General features: G+C 65.5%; 20 protein-coding genes and 1 tRNA gene. 11 read left to right on the forward strand and 10 right to left on the reverse strand.

The window, feature by feature from the left end:
• Positions 1–2 precede the first annotated feature (2 nt).
• On the reverse strand, positions 3–755 hold the full coding sequence (locus EV292_RS08565; RefSeq protein WP_243693683.1) for a DUF1134 domain-containing protein: 753 nt from the start codon (positions 753–755) through the stop codon (positions 3–5).
• Between the two features lie 192 nt (positions 756–947).
• Here EV292_RS08565 and EV292_RS08570 point away from each other — a divergent pair.
• A tRNA-Ser gene (locus EV292_RS08570) sits at positions 948–1,037 on the forward strand.
• 666 nt (positions 1,038–1,703) lie between these two features.
• Here EV292_RS08570 and EV292_RS08580 read toward each other — a convergent pair.
• The 3 genes from EV292_RS08580 to EV292_RS08595 form a co-directional block, all read right to left on the reverse strand.
• Positions 1,704–2,150, reverse strand: a complete 447-nt coding sequence (locus EV292_RS08580; RefSeq protein WP_132908761.1) for a carboxymuconolactone decarboxylase family protein — start codon at positions 2,148–2,150, stop codon at positions 1,704–1,706.
• 1,868 nt (positions 2,151–4,018) lie between these two features.
• A complete protein-coding gene (locus tag EV292_RS08590; protein ID WP_132908762.1) occupies positions 4,019–4,501 on the reverse strand; it encodes an Rrf2 family transcriptional regulator in 483 nt (160 codons plus the stop codon).
• Positions 4,502–4,591: 90 nt separating this feature from the next.
• Positions 4,592–5,272, reverse strand: a complete 681-nt coding sequence (locus EV292_RS08595) for an alternative oxidase (protein WP_132908886.1) — start codon at positions 5,270–5,272, stop codon at positions 4,592–4,594.
• Positions 5,273–5,438: 166 nt separating this feature from the next.
• On the opposite strand from EV292_RS08595, the gene EV292_RS08600 reads away from it, so the two are divergent.
• The 3 genes from EV292_RS08600 to EV292_RS08610 all read left to right on the forward strand — a co-directional run bounded on the left by EV292_RS08600 (position 5,439) and on the right by EV292_RS08610 (position 7,645).
• A complete protein-coding gene (locus EV292_RS08600) occupies positions 5,439–5,819 on the forward strand; it encodes a group III truncated hemoglobin (protein WP_132908763.1) in 381 nt (126 codons plus the stop codon).
• Positions 5,820–5,845: 26 nt separating this feature from the next.
• Entirely contained in the window at positions 5,846–7,060 is a 1,215-nt protein-coding gene (gene hmpA / locus EV292_RS08605; protein WP_132908764.1) for an NO-inducible flavohemoprotein, read from the forward strand.
• A gap of 249 nt (positions 7,061–7,309) precedes the next feature.
• A complete protein-coding gene (locus tag EV292_RS08610) occupies positions 7,310–7,645 on the forward strand; it encodes a DUF1971 domain-containing protein (protein WP_347812580.1) in 336 nt (111 codons plus the stop codon).
• A 133-nt stretch (positions 7,646–7,778) separates the two neighbouring features.
• On the opposite strand, the gene EV292_RS08615 is transcribed toward EV292_RS08610, so the two are convergent.
• On the reverse strand, positions 7,779–8,720 hold the full coding sequence (locus tag EV292_RS08615; RefSeq protein WP_132908765.1) for a LysR family transcriptional regulator: 942 nt from the start codon (positions 8,718–8,720) through the stop codon (positions 7,779–7,781).
• Positions 8,721–8,806: 86 nt separating this feature from the next.
• On the opposite strand from EV292_RS08615, the gene EV292_RS08620 reads away from it, so the two are divergent.
• From EV292_RS08620 to EV292_RS08645, 6 genes are all read left to right on the forward strand, one after another.
• The gene (locus EV292_RS08620) at positions 8,807–9,643 is read left to right on the forward strand and encodes an SDR family oxidoreductase (RefSeq protein WP_132908766.1); all 837 of its coding nucleotides are present in this window, start codon (positions 8,807–8,809) and stop codon (positions 9,641–9,643) included.
• A gap of 426 nt (positions 9,644–10,069) precedes the next feature.
• Positions 10,070–11,299, forward strand: coding sequence for an ATP-binding protein (locus tag EV292_RS08625; protein WP_165927056.1), 1,230 nt, complete (start codon positions 10,070–10,072; stop codon positions 11,297–11,299).
• Between the two features lie 223 nt (positions 11,300–11,522).
• Positions 11,523–12,284, forward strand: coding sequence for an SDR family oxidoreductase (locus EV292_RS08630; protein ID WP_132908768.1), 762 nt, complete (start codon positions 11,523–11,525; stop codon positions 12,282–12,284).
• A gap of 57 nt (positions 12,285–12,341) precedes the next feature.
• Complete coding sequence (locus EV292_RS08635) at positions 12,342–12,773, forward strand: cupin domain-containing protein (RefSeq protein ID WP_132908769.1); 432 nt, start codon at positions 12,342–12,344, stop codon at positions 12,771–12,773.
• A gap of 75 nt (positions 12,774–12,848) precedes the next feature.
• Positions 12,849–13,466 (forward strand): sensor histidine kinase, encoded by a 618-nt coding sequence (locus tag EV292_RS08640; RefSeq protein WP_132908770.1) that lies wholly within the window; start codon positions 12,849–12,851, stop codon positions 13,464–13,466.
• A gap of 49 nt (positions 13,467–13,515) precedes the next feature.
• Positions 13,516–14,073, forward strand: a complete 558-nt coding sequence (locus tag EV292_RS08645; protein ID WP_132908771.1) for an NAD(P)-binding oxidoreductase — start codon at positions 13,516–13,518, stop codon at positions 14,071–14,073.
• A gap of 306 nt (positions 14,074–14,379) precedes the next feature.
• On the opposite strand, the gene EV292_RS08650 is transcribed toward EV292_RS08645, so the two are convergent.
• From EV292_RS08650 to EV292_RS08665, 4 genes are all read right to left on the reverse strand, one after another.
• Entirely contained in the window at positions 14,380–15,270 is an 891-nt protein-coding gene (locus tag EV292_RS08650) for an alpha/beta hydrolase (RefSeq protein WP_132908772.1), read from the reverse strand.
• Between the two features lie 546 nt (positions 15,271–15,816).
• The gene (locus EV292_RS23435) at positions 15,817–16,020 is read right to left on the reverse strand and encodes a DUF2474 family protein (RefSeq protein ID WP_347812581.1); all 204 of its coding nucleotides are present in this window, start codon (positions 16,018–16,020) and stop codon (positions 15,817–15,819) included.
• Positions 15,942–16,946 (reverse strand): cytochrome d ubiquinol oxidase subunit II, encoded by a 1,005-nt coding sequence (gene cydB, locus EV292_RS08660; RefSeq protein ID WP_132908774.1) that lies wholly within the window; start codon positions 16,944–16,946, stop codon positions 15,942–15,944. Before cydB ends, EV292_RS23435 begins: the two co-directional genes overlap by 79 nt.
• A gap of 16 nt (positions 16,947–16,962) precedes the next feature.
• A complete protein-coding gene (locus EV292_RS08665) occupies positions 16,963–18,390 on the reverse strand; it encodes a cytochrome ubiquinol oxidase subunit I (protein ID WP_132908775.1) in 1,428 nt (475 codons plus the stop codon).
• 848 nt (positions 18,391–19,238) lie between these two features.
• On the opposite strand from EV292_RS08665, the gene EV292_RS08670 reads away from it, so the two are divergent.
• Positions 19,239–20,159 (forward strand): LysR family transcriptional regulator, encoded by a 921-nt coding sequence (locus tag EV292_RS08670; protein WP_243693666.1) that lies wholly within the window; start codon positions 19,239–19,241, stop codon positions 20,157–20,159.
• A gap of 1 nt (position 20,160) precedes the next feature.
• Here the strand turns inward: EV292_RS08670 and EV292_RS08675 are convergent, their stop codons facing one another.
• Positions 20,161–20,631, reverse strand: coding sequence for an Ohr family peroxiredoxin (locus tag EV292_RS08675; RefSeq protein ID WP_165927057.1), 471 nt, complete (start codon positions 20,629–20,631; stop codon positions 20,161–20,163).
• Positions 20,632–20,660: the final 29 nt, after the last annotated feature.

Below are 20,660 nucleotides of genomic sequence, written 5' to 3' on the forward strand. Positions count from 1 at the left end.
GGTCAGAAGGGCAGCCACTTCGAGGTCTCGCTGAACTTCATATAGCCGACGTTGACGCCGGCGCGCCAGCCGACCCCGAGCCGCACCGGGATCAGCACGACGTTGCCGCTGCGCAGATAGGTCGCGGCGAAACCGCCGACGAAATACAGCCGCCCCTCCGCGCCGGGGAAGCGCTTGTACAAATCGTGGGTGTCGTAGAGGTTGTAGACCAGCACGAACACCTTGTTGGCGTCGCCGCCGACGTCGAAGCCGACCGACGGCCCGGTCCAATAGACCGGCCGCTGTCCCTCGACCTTGTGCGTCATGACCCCCGAGCCGTAGCGCAGCCCGACGACGAAGGCGCCCGAGGCCTCGCGCCCGGCGATATAGGCGTTGGGCTCGCCCTGGTCCTTGAGGATCTTCTCGATGATCTGCGCGAAGCCCTCGGCGCCCTTGCCGAACACGCCCTCGCCCGCGGCGATCAGATCGTCGCGCTTGTAGGTTTCCGCCGCGGCGGTGGTGGCGTTGGCGCGCGTGTCGCCCGGCGCCTGGCCCTGGACCGTCGCGGCGGGCGGGGTGGCGGGCAGCGGCGGCGCCTCGGCCGGGGGCAGCGGCTCGTCGTCGCGCGGCGGCTCGACCGGGCGCGGCGCGCTGGGCGTGCGCACCGCGGGCTGGCCGCCGACGTCATTGTCGATCGCGGCATTGGGGTCGATCGTGCGCACCTGCGCGCCGACGGGGCCTGCCGTCGGCAGCACGGCCAGCGCCGTCAGGATCATCGCGCCTCGCGCGCCGCGCCACATCTTCCGCATCGTCACATCCCCACACCGGTGCCGCAGCATAGCGACAGCATGGCTGTCGGGGCAATGAACGCGTCGACGACCCGACTCCGTGACGCGGCGCGTCGAATCCGCGCGTCCCCAGTTGATCGCGCCCGACACGCTCGCTATAGCCGCGCCTCACGCCGGCCCGGAGACGTGGGTGAGTGGCTGAAACCAACGCTTTGCTAAAGCGTCATACGGGAAACCGTATCGAGGGTTCGAATCCCTCCGTCTCCGCCAAAAATCGCTGTTTCACCGTTGTTTAGCTCTCAAGCTGGCCGTTTTGCCCACTTAAATGCCCACTTTTAGCTTGGTCGTTGGCGACCAATGCTGGACGTACGCGAACGATGCGGCTCACGCAGGCGAGGCAAGTACGTTGCGGACACCTGTGTTGTCGGAGCGATGCCTTGCGCGACAGTCTTACAGATCCACGCGTCAGCGCGACCGCGGTGATCAGGCGTGTACTGGCTTGTCGCAAACGGATGATTGCGTGGCGGGTAGGGCGAGGTGCCCGTCGAAACTTAGCTAGCTGTCGTGGCGCCCGGCTCGGCTTTGAGCAGCTGGCGATCGCGAGCAATTTTTGCCAGTAAGGTGCGACTGCATCCGGTCGCATCCATGATCTCCCGCCAGCTGCTGCCCGTCGCTCAGCAGAGACAAGATTGCGGCGTTTCGCAGCACGGCCGTCCGTGGCACTTTGCCCGAGGCAAAGTGCCACCAGCGACCAAGCACGCTTCGATGTCGAAAGGGGATTCTCGAGAAGGCGTTCTTGTGCTTTCTGATCACGGCATGTTCCAACCCGACCTCTTCTCGGCCGAGCCTGCGGCCAAGCGCAACGACCCCGAGGCGCCTGCGCGTCGGCCGGGGTAGATCGGGGCGGGTCGCCGCCGCCCCGATCGCGTCCTGATGTCAGGCCTTGGCCGCCACGGGGAGACGGAAGGGAGCGCCCAGACGATTGAACGCGTTCATAGCCGCGATCGTGATCGTCAGGTCCACCAGATCCTTCGGTTCGAATGCCGCCGCAGCTGCCGCGTAGGCCTCGTCCGACGCGTGGGTCTCGCTGACGAGAGTAACCTCTTCCGCCCAGGCGAGCGCGGCGCGGTACTGGTCGGAAAACAGGTGCGGTACCTCCTCCCAGACCGGTACCAGGGCGACCTTGTCGACCGACATGGTCTTAAGAAGGTCACGCGTGTGCATGTCGATGCAGTGGGCGCATCCGTTGATCTGCGAGACGCGCAGGAAAACGAGGTGGATCAGCTCCTCGGGCAGCGAGGTATTCTTCGTCACGTAGTGGTGAACGGCTCCGAGCGCCTTGGCGCCTTCGGGAGCTACCGTATACCAGTTAAGCCGGTCCATGTCATTTCCTTTCCTGCTGACGAGTTATGCGAAACGATGTCGGGCAAGTGATGTCGGCCGGGACTGATGTCCGCGTCTCGCGTTCTGCCAGAACGCAAGATCATAGCGGGATTGAAGCACCTTTGGTGAAGGCAGAGCTGCGTCGCGCTTGCGGGACGGCCACTGTCGGACTTCTTCATCGGGCATCGTTCCTCGACTTCGTCTTGCCGGCTAACGCTGCCGATACCGGTCCGCATTAGAGGGACACAGGCCCAAGAAGTACCTGACGCGCTGAACCAAAGCGGGCATCCGGCGAGATCGTCCGAAGCTAGCCGGGGCGGTAGAGGGCGTCGATCATACCGATGGCCATGTCGTCGATTGGACAACGACGGGCGGACGGAGTCGAAGACGGCATCGGGCAGTACCTCTTGCTTAAGAGGACACGTTCTCTACCCCCGGAGCACTCAGCACCGATCTTCAGGACGCAGCGCCGCTTTGGTTCGGCCCGTCATCATGTTCTTGGCCCTTTCCCGCGGTTCGGCGAACCAATAGCAGGAGGCGGTGGACGAAGGATCAGCCCACCTTGAGTCTTCGACGGACGTCGACGCGGCAGGCCGGGGCATCGGCGCAAGCCTCTATGGCGTAGCCGTCGAGTACGCGCTTCACTGCTTGCTCTGGCTCGTCAAGGAGCGCCCCCACCGGGCGAGCAGCAGAGAGCTGGCGGAGCTCCAGGGGGTGCCTGCGGCCATGCTTGCCAAGGTGATGCCCAAGCTGGAAAGGGCGCAGATAGTCAGCTCGCGGGGCGGGATCTCGGGCGGCTATGCACTGGAGCGTTCGGCCGCGGACATCTCGGTTCTCGACGTAGTCAACGCAGTCGAAGGCGATCGGCGACTGCAGGGAGGTCCGGCGCGGCTGCGTCCTCTTCAACGGAACGCCCCCGCGGTGGTCGATCGCAGGCACATGTACAATCCACGCCGTCATGCTGCGCGCGGAAAAGCAGATGCGGGCCGAGCTCGCCCGCACGACTCTAGCCGATCTGACAGCCGGAGTCCGCCGACCGGCGGAGTTCGATCAGGAGGTTTCTGCTTGGTTCCTGCAGCGAAGGAGCGGGCGCGAAGCGGCCCGGCTTGCCGGGGTGAAGGGGCGAAGGCGCACGCGATCCGAGGTGTGACCGGCGCGGGGCCTAGCCCAATCGTCGCACGCCGTCGAAAGCTAGAAACCAGCGATGGCAGATCCTCCGCACGCGTCGTGCCGGCGAAAGCGGTGTGGATCCGGAGCCGAAGACCGCGAAGACAATGCCACGGTCCGTACTCTGCCCGCGGTTGCACGGGCTGTAGTCCTCCCGATCATGATCGTCGTAGCTCATCTACCCCGCACGCCCGAGCACATCGTGCCGTCCGGCACGTGGCGGCGAGCTGCGTTCGAGGAGTCGCGATCGCATGTTCCGTAGGCGATCTGGCCGGCGACGTTCCAAGCCGTCGAGCGGTCAAGAGCGACGGCCCACGCGGCAGAGCGCTGACCTGGACCATCAGGCCCGACCTGCTCTCCAGGAGGGTGCAGGATGGCTGAAGGTATGATCGACATGCCGCCTTACGAGGCGCCAGGTCGCTCGTAGCAGCGCGGTCAGGCTTTCCGCACTGCAGGAGCGGAAATGACCGGTGCTCGACTTGACGCTTAGACCTCGGCCCTTCTCCGTGCGGTCAGCCGCGTTGGGGATCGTCCATGTGCAAGCGGCTCATGTCAGCAACGAGAAGAGAGGTCTGACCGCGTCGATCGAATTGGACGCGATCACCTTTGCGTCCTCAGGCACAAGCTCATTCCGCCGAGTATGGGAGCGGGCCGGTCTCACGCCAGCGGCCGGAGTGCGGCGGAGCGACATCCCAGAAACGTCAGCCTACGTCTTCGCCGACGACGTCCTCGGTGACCTTCCTGATCGTCTTCTTCAACGGCTGGAAACCTCCGAACAGACCACGAAGGTCGGCCCGTCGGCTGAGTACGTCCGCAAGCGTGTAGCAGTCGAGCACCTGGAGGAAGGCGGCTGTGGCCTCGTTGAGAATTTTAGGCAGGCTGCAGGCGGGAGCGATGATGCACGAGCTGCAGTCGACGAGGTCGAAGCCTGCTTCGGTGTGACGGACGATCTGACCGATCGTGATCTCGTCGGCAGCGCGCCCGAGCTTCAGCCCGCCACCGCGGCCTCGGACCGTCGTAAGGAAACCGGCCTGGCCGAGATCCTGTACGACCTTCATCAGGTGGTTGCGCGATATGTCGTAGACGTCAGCGATCTCGGAGATGGACGACAGACTTCCCTCGTCGCGCGCGCCCACGTGCAGAAGTACGCGTACGGCATAGTCGGTATAGCGGGTCAGCTGCATGCGCTCACCCTAGCACGAACCGGTGCAAAGGGGCGCCATAGAAGGCCCGGCCGAAGCCGGACCGTCTCGGGGGCACGTTCCCGGTCGCCTTCATGCGGCGGCGTCGAGCTCGGCCGAATGTTCGGGATAGGGCGCTACGGGCTGCGTCGTCCTGCCGGCGAGCTCGTCGGCGAAGCCGTGGTTGACGTCGCGGTGATGCGCCTCGTCCGCGCGTACCTTCAGGACCACGTCACGAAGCGTCGCCTCCACCGGCATGCGCCAGTAGTGGCATGCGATCGCCGGCGCAGGGCCGTTCGGCATTTGCCCCTCATCGATCGCCTGGAGGAAGTGGGTGTAGCTGATCACCGCCTCCTCCTCGAAATAGCCGACGACGCGGTGCGCGATCCGACGCGCCACAAGGTAGAGGCCGAAGAATGCACAGTAGAAGCCCCACTGCACCAGCAGGATGAGCAATCGCTCGAGCATGTTCGGCTGAGCCACCTTGATGAAGGTCATCAGGTGCATGCGCTCGTTTTCGGCCTCCTCCATCAAGGTCCGGATCCAGCCGTCGTCGTCGCACATGCGACGGAGACAGCGCAGGTGAGTGAGCGTCGCTCCCACCATCCCCGGGACCGCCGCGACGGTCTCGATGACGATGGCGCGGTGTCCGTGGCGCTCGCCGAAGAACGTGTCCGCGAAGAAGCGCATTGTCTTGGTGAACCCCAAGGCGATCCGGTCACCCAGGTCCTCGGGGCGGCGGTGCTCGATGGCGACGGGTACGTGTTCGATCATCTCTTTTCTCCCTGAAGCGCGGCGCGTCGGTAAGGCGAGTCGCTTAAGGTGCATCTCTGATGCTCATTTCAGACCGTCGCGGCAAGCTAAAAGATGCTCTTGCAATGCATCAAAAGACGGCAGAATAGATGCACGGCGGATGCATCATTCGATTCGGAGGCAGAAAATGGACGATGCGGATCTCGAGGAAGCCACCCTCCGCCCTCTCGTCGAGCGATTCTACGAGCGGGTGCGCAACGACAAGCTGCTCGCCCCGGTCTTCGCTGAGGCGGTGTCAGACTGGGGAGACCACCACCGGCGGCTGGCGGACTTCTGGTCGTCGGTGATGCTCACCTCAGGGCGCTACAAGGGCAATCCGCTCGCTCTGCACCTCCGCCTCGCCGACGTTCTCACGCCCGAGACCTTCGAGCGCTGGCTCGCGCTCTGGCGCACCACCACGGACGAGATGGTTCCGCCGCATGTTGCGCGAGCCATGCAGGCGAAGGCCGCCCGCATTGCCGAGAGCTTCCAGCTTGCCATCCGCTACCGGCGCCCGGTCGCCGCCTGACGCCCGTTTTCACGAGGAGACAAGAGATGAACCAGCCGCTCAGCCCCGCCACGATCGCCCTGGTCAAGGCGACGGTACCTGCGCTCGCGCAGCATGGAACCGCCATAACCACGGCGATGTACGCTCGCCTCTTCCAGGACGAGCACATCCGCGCGCTCTTCAACCAGGCGAACCAGGGCGAGAGCGGGGCGCAGGTGCATGCCCTCGCCGCGGCCATCCTCGCCTACGCCCAGAACATCGAGAACCTGGCGGCGCTGGCTCCCGTCGTCGAGCGCATCGCCTACAAGCACGTGGGCTACCACATCCTCCCCGAACACTATCCGTTCGTGGCCAACGCGCTCCTGGCGGCGATCAAGGAGGTACTCGGCGACGCCGCCACGGACGAGATCCTCGCGGCCTGGGGCGAGGCCTACTGGTTCCTGGCCAACATCCTCATCGCCCGGGAGGTGGTCCTGCGGGGCGACATCATGGCGGCCGAGGGCGGCTGGAACGGCTGGCGGGAGTTCGTCGTCGCGGAGAAGAACCGAGAGAGCAGCCTCATCAGCTCCTTCGTGCTGCGACCCAGGGATGGCGGCCCGGTCCTGCGCCATCGTCCCGGACAATATCTCACCTTCCGGCTGCAGCCATCCGGCAGGCCAGAGCTGAAGCGCAACTACTCGATCAGCTGCGCCCCCAACGGCGAGTACTACCGCATATCCGTAAAGCGCGAGGCCGATGGTCAGGGCGGATCGCGGTTCTTGCACGATACGGTCGAGGTCGGCGACGTGCTGGAGACGACGCCGCCCGCAGGCGACTTCTTCCTGCCGGACATGCCCTCGCGACCGGTGATCCTTCTCTCCGGAGGCGTAGGTCTGACGCCGATGGTCAGCATGGTGGAGACCATCGCGGCCGAGCACCGGGAGCTCGAGGCTCACTACGTGCACGGGACGGCCAGCAGCGAGACCCATGCCATGGACGCCCACGTTCGTGCGCTGGCGCAGGGCCGGGACAACATCCGCGTGGCCACCTTCTACAGCGACCCGTGTGCTGGCGACTGCCTTGGCGTCACGCACGAGGGGGAGGGCTACGTGTCGGTGGAGTGGCTTGCCGCGACCACGCCGCTGCACGACGCCGACGTGTATCTCTGCGGACCCAAGCCCTTCCTGCGCTCCTTCGTGAGCGGACTGGCGCTGGCCGGCGTTCCGGCCGGCCGCATCCACTACGAGTTCTTCGGTCCGGCCGACGAGCTCATGGCGGCCTGACCTGCATGGTCGTCGAGGAGGAGCTGGATCGCGCCCGTGGCGCCGGCGACGACGGCCGCTGGCTGATCGCGATCGAGTTCCGCCTCGTCGGGCATCTGCAAACCCTAGTTGGAGTCCGGCGGGCGCTCGGCGCTCGTGGCTGGCGGCTCTCCTCGGGAGAGAAGCTGAAGGGGATCGACGACAGGTCGTTCCTTGTCGCCGGCTCGGGAGAGCTCGTCCGGCGGCTGCAATCCAGATGGGAGGACGTTGATGATGAACGAGAGCGCTTCAGAAAAGGTCACCGTTCCTGTCAGGGGTCGGGCAGCAAGAGCCGGTCCGCTTCCATACCGCTCGTCGCCGGTGTTCGACGAGACGACGCTTCCGCTTGCACTCTGCCGCGACCACCGGATCAAGGCCGGTGTCTGGGCCGTGATCCGCGTCCTGGACGGGCAGCTGATCTACCGGGAGGCGTCCGGCGAGGCGATCCTGCTGACTCCCGACCGTCGGGGGCTGATCGAACCCGAGCGGCCGCACCACGTCGAGGTGGTCGGGCCCGTCACCCTGCAGATCGACTTCTACGACAGGCGCCCGGAGCCGACGTCATGATGGACCTTCTCGGCTTCGCGGCGGAAGTCGGGTCGATCGACCGGCTGGTCGACCTGCAACCGACGCTCCTCCACGAGCGCTCCGGCAGCCCGCTGATGGGGGATTCCGGTCCGCTGCGCCAGGCTGCTACCGTCTATGATCCAGCGGGCAGGCCGTCTTCGAAATCCGCTTGGCCGCCGGCGGGCGCCCTGTTCGCCCGGACATGATCGATGAAGGTCCTGAGCGCGGCGGACGGGAGCCGCTGGCGAGGGTAGTAGAGGCACAGGCCGGGGAAAGGGGGCGTCCACTCTTCAAGAAGCTGCACCAGCGTACCCGCTCGGATCATGGCCGCAACGCTTCTCTGATGTACGAAGGCGATCCCCGCTCCGTTCGAGGCGGCGACTGCTGCCAACCAGGGACTGCCCACCGAGAGACCTCCGTCGACGTCGAGCCGCAGCTCCTGGCCATCCCGCTCGAACTCCCAGCGCATGAGCGTGCCGCTCGGGAAGCGGGCTCGGATGCAGGTATGCGAGGAAAGATCGGATGGAGATCCTGGCGCGCCGCGCCTTACGACGTAGCAGGGCGCGGCTACCACGATCATCGCCTCGTCTCCGGAAATCGGAACCGCGACCATGTCCTGCGGCACCGCCTCGGCGAGCCTGATGCCGGCATCGAAGCCATCCCGGACGATATCGACGAGGCCGCCATCCAGCCTGATGTCGATCTGCACGTCGGGGAAGGCGGCCATGTAGGAGACGACGCTCGGCATGATCTGTTCGGCACCGGGCTCGGCCGCGTTGATCCGGAGGAGCCCCGCGGGCTGATCGCGCAGGTCGCGCGCCTCGTCGACGGCTGCGTCGATCGCGTCCAGCGCCGGCGAGACGCGCAGGAGGAAGCGTCTGCCCGCATCGGTCGCCGAGACGCTCCTCGTCGTACGATTGAAGATCCTGATGCCAAGTCGCTGTTCGATGCTGCGCACGACGTAGCTGAGCGAAGAAGGCGGCAGCTCGAGGAACTCGGCGGCGGCGCGGAAGCTGCGATGTGCCTCCACGGCCCGGATGGCTCTCAGCTCGAACGTGGAAAGATCCGGGATCATGCAATCTTACCGTTTAATCAGTCCAGGATCCTGCGGCTAATCGAAAGGGACGTCTAAGCCTAGATCGTTCATCGAAGGAGAACGTCATGACGAAAACGGTTCTGATCACCGGTTGCTCGAGCGGCTTCGGGGAAACCACCGCTCATCTTTTCGCGGATCGCGGCTGGAATGTCGTCGCCACGATGAGGGATGTGACCGCGGGCGAGAGGCTCGCGGCGAGGGCGAACGTCGCGGTTGTCAGGCTCGACGTGCAGGACCGGCCCAGCATCGCCGATGCCGTCGCAGCGTCGCTCGCGCGCTTCGGGCGGATCGACGCCCTCGTCAACAATGCAGGCTTCGGCTTGTCGGGCGTCTTCGAGGAGACGCCGCGTGCCAAGGTCGTCGAGCAGTTCGAGGTAAACGTCTTCGGCCTCATGGACGTCACCCGGGCCGTCCTGCCGATCTTTCGCGAGCAGCGAAGCGGCACGATCGTGAACGTCACTTCCGGCGCCGGCGTGTTCGGTCTTCCTCTCATCTCGCTCTATACGGCCTCCAAGTTCGCGGTGGAGGGGTTCTCGGAGTCGCTCAGCTACGAGCTTGCCGGCTTGGGGATCCATGTCCGCCTGGTGGAGCCCGGCGGTGTCACCAGCACCCGCTTCGGAGAGCGCAGCGGTGCGGAAGCATCCAAGACGAACGCGATTCCCGACTATGCACCTTTCCTCACGGGCGCCGCCAAGGTGTTCGACGGTCTTCGTGCAAGCCGCGGCCGAGCCACGTCGGAGGAGGTCGCCGAAGTGATCTACGCGGCCACCACGGACGAGTCGGATCGGCTTCGCTGGGTCGCGACGGATGACATCCGTCCGCTGGTCTCCGCGAGGCGGGAGCAGGGCGAGGAGGCCTACATGGCGCTCATGCGGGGGCAGTTCACCCCGGAGCTCGGCTGAAGGGTCGAGGCTCGCCGCTACCCGGCTCCGGGCGAGCTTCGGCTCGCCCGGTTGTCGCTCCAGATGGCCGGAAGGCTGACGAGCGCCTCGCAAGCGGACGGCTCAGGTCATGGAGTGCTCGCCAGGGTATATGCTACCTGCTCGAACGTGCCGGTCGAGCCTCGCGGCGCCGCATGCCGCAGGTGCGCGCTCAGGCGCGAGGCAGAAGGACCGCCAACAACGCCTAAACGCTGGCGCCGCATGACCGCTGCCCGGGAGCGACGTCGACGGTTCGAAAGCTTATCGTCGGCCGCGACGCTATTTGAGGCTGACTGGCGGATTGCTCCGACCGCACGTACCATCGCGCTGCGCACCGGATCGGGGCGCACAGGCAAGGGTATTCCGTTACGACTCCGTCATTACCGTGGGCCAGGTGGGATTGACGACATGGACATCGAGTCAGCCGCACCGCTGATCGCCGAAGCGGCGGCCGAGAGCCGCGGCATCAGCCGGCTTCTGGAGCATATGCCGATAGCTCTCTGGGAGGTGGACGCGAGAAGTCCGGCGACAGTCTTCGAACGACTGAAGGCCGACGGAGTCACCGATATTGCGGGCTATCTTCGAAACGAGCCCCAGCTGGTCGAGTTCGCGCTCGACACCGTGATGGTCACCAGGCTCAATCGTGCGGCGATGCAGATGCTCGGGGAGGAGGACGCGTCCGAGTATCCGCGCTCCGTCCGTCACATCTTCCAGGCCACACCCGACGCCGCGATTCGCGTCATGACGGCGCACTTTGAGGGGCGCCGCAACCATGTCGAGGAACTGAGAATCGACTCCTTCGACGATCGCTCGATCGACGTCCTCTTCCTGGTCACGTTTCCGCAGTCGCCGGAACCGATGGACGTGACCTTCATCGCCATGCTCGACATCACTGATCGTCTCGCAGCCGAGGCCAACCTGCGCCGGCTGCAGGCCGATCTCGCGCATGCGTCGCGCGTCGCGACGCTGGGCGAGCTTGCGACCTCGATGGCTCACGAGATCAAGCAGCCCCTGGGCGCGATCGTCATGAACGGCGGCACGAGCCTGCGATGGCTCGCCGGCGAGACCCCGAACATCCCGAAGGCGCGCATGCTCATCGAGCGCATGATGGAGAGCGCCACGCAGGCGACCGACATCATCAACCGCATACGGGTCATGGCATCGAAGCACGTACCGCAACCCGCCGCGCTGTCGATCAACGAGATCGTGGAGACCTCGCTGCGCTTCGTCGGTCACGACGCTCTGGAGAAGGGCGTAGCCATCAGACCTGCACTCGATCCGGACCTGCCGCACGTCATGGGTGATCGGGTCCAGCTCCAGCAGGTGGCGGTGAACCTGGTCGTCAACGCGATGCAGGCGATTGACCACGGCCGATCCCGACGACGCGAGGTGCTGGTCTCGACCGTGCTGCGTGAGGATGGGCGTGTCCAGCTGACGGTGCAGGACACCGGTCCCGGAATACCGCTGGAGCACATCGGCCGCCTCTTCGAGGGTTTCTTCACGACCAAGTCGACCGGAATGGGACTGGGTCTGACCATCTGCGAGAGCATCGTTCGGTCGTTCGACGGGGAGATAGAGGTCGAGAACGTCGAGGGCGGCGGCGCGTCGTTCAGGATCGTTTTGCCGGCCGCCGCCTAGCTCGAGCGACGCCAGGGCCCGACTAGACAGGTTGATCGCGGCCGCTCGATCTGCGGACAGGCGAGTACGGCGGTGCCGACTTGCGCGACAGCTCTTCCGGCGGATGCCCCTTGAGGAAGAGGATCACACGACCTTCGTATGAGCAGGTCGTGACCAAGCGGTGATGCCGAGCGCCGCGCGCCGGCGATATCATGAGCCCTCAATCGAACGAAGGAAGCGGCTCATGCGGATCGTGGTCATTGGAGGCACCGGTCAGATCGGCTCCAAGGTGGTGTCGGGGCTCCAGGAGCGCGGCCACTCCGCACTCGCCGCCTCCCCCGACACCGGCGTGGACATCATCTCGGGCAACGGGCTGAACGAAGCCGTCGATGGCGCCGAAGTCGTGGTCGATGTCACCAACGTGATCACCATGGACCGGGACGCCTCCATCGGGTTCTTCGAGACGGCAGCGCGCAACATCATGGCGGCCGAGATCGCCGCCGGGGTGCGTCATCACGTCGCTCTCTCGGTGCTCGCTAGCGAGCGGCTGACGCAAAGCGGGTACATCGCGGGCAAGGTCGCGCAGGAGCGACAGGTGCAGCAGGGCAGCGTACCGTACACGCTGGTCCGTGCCGCCCAGTTCTTCGAGCTTCTGCCGATGATGATCCAGATGAGCGAAAAGGAGGGCGTCGCCCGGCTTCCGCATGTGCGCTTCCAGCCGATCGCGGCCGCCGACGTGGCGGACGTGCTGGTGGAAGTGGCGCTCGCGGCGCCGCGCGGCGGCGTGCACGAGATCGCCGGGCCGGACGTCTTCCGGATCGACGAGCTCGCCGCGCGCATCGTTGCCGCCTCCGGCCAGCAGGTCAGGATCGAGCCGGATCCCGACGGTACCTACTTCGGCGCGCCTCTTATGGACGACACGCTTCTTCCGGGTGACGACGTCGACGTGAGGCCTACCAGCTTTGCGCGATGGCTCGAGCGGCGGAAGTCCGTCCTCCACGCCTGAGAACGCCCGCGTTCCGGAGCATGATCAGGTTCGATATCAAGATAGAGGAAGAGGCTAATGAGCTACGTTCAAGTCCTTGCGGCGCTTGCGCTCGCGGGTGCCCCGACGGCGGCCAGTCCGCAGACGACGGAAGCGCCCAAGACGATCACGCTCTCGTCCATCAAGCCTGACTTCTCGCATGTCATCACGAACATACCCGGCAAGTCAGTGAAGACGGTGCTGGTCACCTACGCGCCTGGCGACAGCTCGCCGGCCCATACACATGCGAAGTCGGCCTTCATCGTAGCTTACGTCCTCGAGGGAGCGATCCTGAGCGGCGTGAACGGCGGCGCGCCTCGGACCTTCCGCGCTGGCGAGTACTGGACCGAAAGTCCCGGCGACAAGCACGGCGTGAGCGCAAACGCGAGCAAGACGAAGCCGGCCAGGCTGCTTGCGATCTTCGTCGTCGACGACAGCGACGGCCCGCTGACCGTCCCAGACCATCACTGATGCGCTTCCGCCGCTCGGCGCGAGCCAGGCAGCGCAAGTCGCATGACATGACCAGCAGCGGGGGAGGAAGCGTTGATGTCAGAGCCTCAGGTCGCCGCCGAGATGAACCATCGTATCGCCAACAATCTGGCGCTTCTGGCGACGCTCATGGAGCTGGATGGTCGTGACGTGCGGGATCCGGTCGCAGTCGGGGTTCTCGAGGCCGCTCGACGTCGCGTTCATGCGATAGCCGGCGTGCACCGTCGCCTGCACCTTTCCGACCGTACCGACCTGATCGACCTCGGGATCTTTCTTGAGGAGCTCGCGCCTGACCTCCGGGGCGTCTGCCAGAGCGTTGGACGAGAGCGCCGCCTGCTGCTGAGAACGCAGAAGGTGGCGATGACCGCTGAGGAGGCGGTGGCAGTCGGAATCCTCGTGGCAGAGCTTGTGAGCAACGCCTGCAAACACGCTTACGCCAGCGACGAGGGCGGGGACGTGCGCATCGTCCAGAGCGCCGCATCGGACGGGAGCTGGCAGCTCGTCGTCGAGGACGACGGGAAGGGCATCGGAGCGTTCGACGAGTCCGGTGCGGGGCTGGGTAGCCGGCTGGTCGCGGCTACCGCCACGCGACTGGGCGCATCCTACCGCTGGGAGCAGCTCGCTCCCGGCACAAGGTTCGTGCTCGATCGCGCCGCCCCGCTGGTCCTGCGCTGACGAAGTCGAGTTCTCGCAACGCGCGTGAAGGCGCCAAAGGTACGAACGAATGAAGATCACGGTATTCGGCGGCACGGGCAGGATCGGCGCTGAACTAGTGCGACTGCTTCGAGAAGGCGGGCATGAGGCGCTCTCCGCGTCCATGAGCACGGGCGTGGACGTCATGTGCGCCGAACATGTCGCACGTGCGCTCGAGGGGGCGGACGTGGTCGTCGACGTCACGGCTCCCCGCGCCCGGGACGCGGACGCGCTGCGCTTCCACGTGCGATCCATGCGCCAGGTGTGCCTGGCGGCACTCGAGGCGGGCGTTCGACACGTCGTTATTCTCTCGGCGGTCGGCGCCGACCGACTGGTCCTGTCGGACTTCTTCCTCGCCAAGCTATGCCAGGAGAGCGTCCTGCGGACCTCAAAGCTGCCCTTCACGATCGTGCGGACTGCACCGTTGTACGAGACGCTCTACCGCATCGTCGACGAGGAGACCGGGGAAGACTGCGTGATCAGCGTGCCACCCTTCGAGATGCGTCCCGCTGCCGCCGCGGACGTAGCACAGGTCGTCTTCGAGGCGGTGACGTCCGATGCACTGAACGGCGTGATCGAAGTGGGTTGACCCTGCGTCGACACTCTGCCGGAACTCATCACCACCATCCTTACCGCGAATGAGGATAGACGTAGCATCCAGGTATCGGTGGACGCGCCGTACTTGGGCGCGGCGATCGGCAACGAGCGGCTCTGTCCTTCCGAAGGCCGGACCACGGAGCAACGTTTCGATGACTGGCTCCGCGGCGAGCTCGCGCGTGATCACACCGGAATGGGATAATCATGTGGCTTTGGCGAAAGATGCGCTTCTGCCGCCGTAAGGGAGACGACTTCTGATCTCGCCCCGTGCTGCTCGCCCAAGCGGAAGCCACATGACCTACCTGCGGCGTTGCTTACGAACCGCGGTCACGCCGCGAAGTATGCCATCTACGACGAACGAAGGTGCTTCATGCGGCAGACCGTGTCCCGCACGTTCGGCGACAAGCTGTCGCGAGTTCGTCGACAGCTTCAGGTAGCCCCGCTGCATGCTCTGCGTCGCGTTTTCGAGCCTTGCGGCCATGGGCTCCGCGAGCCCCGGCACCATGCGGAACCTGGGGCTGTGCGTCAGCACGATCAGCGGCTTCGCCCCTAGCGAGTTGAGCTGATGCGCCTGCAGGGCGCTCTCCCGCATGTCGAGCCGCTCCTCGTTCTTCGTGGGATCGTTCTGCATGGTCACGATGAAGGCTCTCGCGTCGGAGACGACCTTGTCCTCGCCTGGAGCGGGCCTGGGGAGGATCCCCAGCCATGTCGTGAACTGATCCGGGTGGGTCGTGGAAACGAGCACCAGCCCAGCGGTGTCGGCGGGATATCGGGCGGCGAAGACTTGGGCGTGTAGCCCACCCACCGAGTGCCCCACGAGAAGAAAGGGCCCTGAGACGCGCGCCGCGGACAGCGCTGCATGCAGATCGCTCGCCGCGTCGGCGCTCGATCGAGTGCCGGGCGGCGCCGGATCGCTGGTCCCGAGGCCCGCCCGATCGTGCAGGCACACGCGCGTGACCTGCGCGACCTGGTCGGCGATCGTGCCCCAGCCGGCATCCTCGACCGGCGCCGTGCCCATCCCCGCGTCGATCACGACAACGGGAGTGCCTGTTCCACGGCACTGCAATCGGACGGCACGGCCACCCACGTCGAAGCGGCCGTCGACGCTTTCTCGGCCAAATGCATCATCTGCGGCAGTTACGCCCAGGACCATACAGCAAGATCGGACGAAGGTGGTGAGGATGCGCATGCCTGAATACCTCAAAGGTGACAGGTCCGGATGCTACCTTGCGCTGCACACAATAGGGAAGGTGGCGCCGGAAAAAGGGTCGGGCTCGTGATAGAAGCGAGACCGATGGCCAATTCACGGAAGGCTCCTCTTTGGCTAGGAACTGACGTCGCTAGTCAACCGCGTGGATGCATAGGTGCTGGACTGAGCGGAATGCAATTGCCCCAGCTGCCGACCCGAGCTGAGCGGTGACATCTACGACATCCAAGGAGGCGAGGAAACCGAACCCGCTCTCGTGGTCGCCGTTGTTGAACGCATGCCCCCGTCCACGGCGCGCAATCTGCGCCAGAAGGATTTTACAGCCTGTCGTCCGATCGCAAGGCTGCCTGCTTTGCGGCTACAATGACGAAAGATGACCGTGTTTATTGCGCGCTTCCGGATGCCGTCGGGATGCTTACACCTTCATGACCATAGGTGGGCTCTTCTCTTGACCGTTGTCGGCCGTGGCGACGACCGGGAGGTGCTGCCCTCTCCGATTTCAGGTCGGCTTCGCCCACACAGCCATGGTCATGACTTCAGAACCGACCTGATCACCGCGGCGACGAGACCAAGGCTCGTGATGCTCGCGAGCCACAGCCCGACGAACCAGCCGAGCCGGCCGACGGCGGTCGGCCCGGAGGAGCCGCCGCGGGTCACGAGTGGTAGCCCTGGCCAGGGTCGACCTTCCCGCGGAAGACCCAGTACGCGTAGGCGGTATAGGCGATGATGCACGGTAGAAGGATCATCGTTCCGACGAGAAGGAAAGACTGACTTATGTGCGGGGTCGCGGCCTGCCAGATCGTGATGCGGGCAGGGACGACGTAAGGATATACGCTGATGCCGAGCCCGAGGAAGGAGATACCGAAGAGCGATAGCGCGAGCACGAAGGGCCGGTACTCGTGCCGATGGACGGTCAGCGATCGGAAGAGCAGGAACGCGATGAGCCCGACAGCCAGCGGCACGGGCGCGGTCAGCAGAAGGTTCGGCATGGAAAGCCACCGCTCGAAGTAGGCGGGCTTTAGTGCCGGCGTGGCGAGGCTCAGCGCGCCGATGAAGAAGATCGTGGCGACGGCGAGCGGCCATGCGAGGCGACGGGCATGGTCCTGAAGCGAACCATTCGTTCTCATGACAAGCCAGGTGGCGCCGAGAAGGCCATAGCCGGCGACGAGCGCCAGACCTGTTAGGATCGAGAATGCGGTGCACCAGTCGAGTGGACCGCCGGAATAGCTGCGGCCCTCTACCTCCACGCCCTGCAGCACGGCTCCCAGAACTACGCCCTGGAAGAAGGTGGCGACGACCGATCCCCAGATGAAGGAATCGTCCCATCGGCTCCGGTCGCCATTCGACCGCCAGCGGAACTCGAACGCCACGCCTCGAAAAATGAGTGCCAGCAGCATCGCGAAGATCGGCAGATACAGAGCCGGCATCAGGATCGCGAAGGCTAGGGGGAAGGCGGCGAAGAGGCCGCCTCCGCCGAGCACCAGCCAGGTCTCGTTTCCGTCCCAGACCGGCGCCACGCTGTTCATGATGACGTCGCGATCCGCCTTCCTGGGAAAGAGAGGAAATAGGATGCCGAGCCCGAGATCGAAGCCGTCGAGAACGACGTAGGCGGCGATCGCGAGGGCGATGATGGCGGCCCAGATGAGCGTGAGGTCCATGGTGGCGTCCTGCCTGTCAAGTCTGAGGGATGATGTGCGGCTCGATCGCAGGCGCTGGCGTCGTCCCGGCCGCGCGAACCGGAGCGCCCGGCGCGTCCTCCAGGCTCGACTCGCCGGCGGAGGGGGCGTGCGCCATCAAACGGAGGATGTAGAGCGTTCCGGCTCCGAAAACGGCGAAGTACACGATGACGAAGGCGACCAGCGTGGCCCCGACGGCGCTCGCCGCCACCGGCGCCACGCTCTCGGACGTCCTCAGGACGCCGTAGATCGTGAACGGCTGTCGGCCCACTTCCGTGGTGATCCACCCGGCGACGATAGCCGACAGACCGGCGGGACTGAGCGCGACGGCGGACCAGAGCAGAAGCCGGTTCGAGTAGAGGGTCCCGCGCCAGCGACACCACAGGCCTGCCATGCCGAGCGCCAGCATCAGCAGACCCAGGCCGACCATGACGCGAAAGGACCAGAAGACGATGCCGACCGGCGGGCGGTCCGCTGCGGGAACGCTGTCGAGGCCGGGCATGGGAGCATCGGGATCATGCTTGAGCAGAAGGCTGCCGAGCTTCGGTATGGCGACCGGGTAGTCGACACGCTGGGTGCGCTCGTTGGGCACGCCGAACAGGTACAGGGGCGCTCCGTCCGGGTGCCCGCGGAAGTGGCCCTCCATCGCCATGATCTTCGTCGGCTGGTGCTCGAGCGTGTTGAGGCCGTGCTGATCCCCCAGGAAGATCTGGATGGGCACCACGATGGCGGCCATCCACATGGCCATGGAGAACATCCGGCGCGTAGCGGCGGGCGAGCCCTGCTGTCCCTTTAGAAGATGCCAAGCCCCGACGCCGCCGACCACGAAGCCGGTACCGAGATAGGCGGCACAAACGGTGTGCATCAGGCGGTAGGGGAACGAGGGATTGAAGACGGTGAGCCAGAAGCTTTCCGGTATGAAGCGCCCGGTACCGGGTTCCACCGTGAAGCCGGTCGGCGTCTGCATCCAGCTGTTCACCGATAGAATCCAGAACGCCGAGGTGCAGGTGCCGATCGCCACCGCGGCGCAGGCGGCCATGTGGAGGGTGGGCCCTACCCGCTCGCGACCAAAGAGCATGATCCCGAGGAAGCCTGCCTCCAGAAAGAAGGCCGACAGCACCTCGTACGCCATAGGCGGGCCGATCACGGTACCAGCCCTGTCGGCGAAGGTCGCCCAGTTGGTGCCGATCTCGTAGGACATGACAATGCCCGAGACGACGCCCATGCCGAACGCGAGCGCGAAGATCTTCACCCAGTAGTTGAAGAGGTTGAGGTACTCGATCTTTCCGGTGCGCAGCCACAGCGCGTTCAGAACCGCGAGAAAGCTCGCGAGACCGATCGTGAAGCCGGGGAAGAGGAAGTGGATCGTGATCGTGAACGCAAACTGCATTCGCGCAAGTAGTACCGCATCCAGACCGTCGAACATGATCCTGCCCCTCGCTCAAGGGCCGCGATCTCCACGGGCGGCGTCGTTCTCCGTCGGGCGGCCTCGACAGATCACTAGCGCCGACGGGGACGCGTCACGATCGCATGCTGTGGTAGCCGCGATCATACGAGAGGGTAGGTCAGGACGAGCGAGCATGCCCTTCTCGACCTTGGTATAGGCGATGACGGCCGACCGGTTGAGTAGGAGATGCCGTCCGGGAGAAAGCGATCTTCCCAAAGCGCGCGATCAAACGCCTGCTCGGCATGTCGTAGGCGCGGCGCCTGAGCATGCGACAAGGAGCGATCGGCGATGAAGTCTGCTTTGACACGATGGGGCGCGACAACTGCGGCCGTGCTGGTTTCGTCGTGCTCGTCCTACGGTCCAGCTGGAACCCCGATGGCACCATCTGCAGCCGCCGAAAGGATAATGGTGTCTCTGGGTCCGTGCTTCGGCTTCTGCCCCGTCTACGACGTGACGATCGACCCGAAAGGTAAGGTCGTGTTCGACGGCCAGCGGCATACCCAGGTAATCGGACGCCGCGAGCGGATGCTGAAGCCTCGCGACTACGCGGCTCTCGTGCGGGAGCTCGCGCCCTTCCGACCCGCGAGCGGCACCACGGCTCCGATCGAATGCGAGGTCGCGATCTCGGATACGGGCACCTACACCATCAGCTGGATCGACGCTGGCGGCCGTACGACCGTGGCGACACACCGCCGGAGGTGCCCGAGCGGGGCAGGGCATGACCTGGATCAGGTCCTGCGGGACCTGCCGACACGTCTGGGCATCGCTGACTGGGCAAGACAGACGACGCGACCCGACGTACCAAGAGGATAGCCGATATGCCCCACATGCCTGACTTCGAAGCCTGGGCGATCTTCGCCAAGGTCGCGGAGCTCGGCTCGTTCAGCCACGCCGCGGAGGAGCTCGGCCTCGCAAGCACCACCGTGTCGAAGGCGATCACGCGCATCGAGCAGCGCATGCAGACCACGCTGCTCCATCGCACGACCCGGAAGCTCTCGCTGACGGAGACCGGCCGCCTCTGCGTCGAACGCGCCGCACGCATGCTGGCGGATGGTCGCGCGATCGAGGCCGACGTGGTCGAGGAGGCGGCGGTGCCCCGAGGTCGCGTCAGGATGGCGTGCGGTACCGCGTTCGGGCTCGCCACGGTCGTCCCGATCATGCCCACCTTTATGAAGCGCTATGCCGACATCGAGCTGGATCTCTGCCTGACCGAGGACGAGGTCGATCTGATCGGGTCCGGCTTCGACGTCTGCATCAGGCTCGGGCCGCCGCCGGACAGCACGCTGCGGACCGTCCGCCTGATCTCCTTCGCACGCCCGCTCGTCGGCTCTCCGGCACTCGTGGAGGAGCACGGAGCGCCCAGCGACCCTGCCGACCTCGCCCGTTTTCCGGCCATCATCCCAACGAACGTGCCGTGGGGCAACGACTGGGAATTCGAGCGGCCTGGAGAGACGCAGGTGGTCAGGATGACGGGTCGATACCACATCAACCATGCTACCGCGGTACTTCCAGCGGTGGCGCAGGGCCTCGGGGTGGCGCTGCTGCCGGACTTCTTCGTCCATGACGAACTGAAGAGCGGCCGTCTGCTGCACCTTCTGCCCGATTGGGCGGCAGCGCCCAAGTCCGCCTACATGGTCACGCCTCCGGGAGTAGCGCGGCCGGCCCGTGTCCGCGTCCTGATCGATTTCCTGCGCGAGCATTATGGGAGGCAGGCCTGGGCGCAGCCTCCCACTGAACCCGCAAGCTAGCTCAGGCGGCGAGCGGAAGCGTGCGGACGTGTTCGCCCGTCGTCCTCACGAGCGGGCAGATCGACATGGCCTGTCTTACAATATCGCACGCATCAGCCTCGCTGAGGCATGGGATGTCCGCGTCCAGCGTGACGATGAGGCTCATGCCGTCTCGGCCGTCCTGCAATTCGACGGTCGCAGTGACGTTGCAGTCCGACGGGACGCGGATCGCTCGGTCTTCGGCCACCTGGCGGATCGCCGCCAGGAGGGAGGAGGCGTGCGCAGCCGCGAGCAGCTGCTCCGGGTTGGTACCCGGCCCGTCGTCGCCGTCGAGCGCCGCGGGGGTCGAGAGTTCGACCTTGAGGCGCCCATCGCTGCTGGAGGCGTAGCCCGAGCGACCGCCGAGCGCGGTGACTGCAGTGACGTAGACGTCTTTCATGATAAGCTCCGATGCTGCTTCGGGATCGCTGGGATCGTCACCCTCGATCTGCATCCGACCTATGCCCATCCGGGGTCTCGTTT

The sequence above is a fragment of the Sphingomonas sp. BK235 genome, from assembly GCF_004345855.1.
Taxonomy (GTDB): domain Bacteria; phylum Pseudomonadota; class Alphaproteobacteria; order Sphingomonadales; family Sphingomonadaceae; genus Sphingomonas.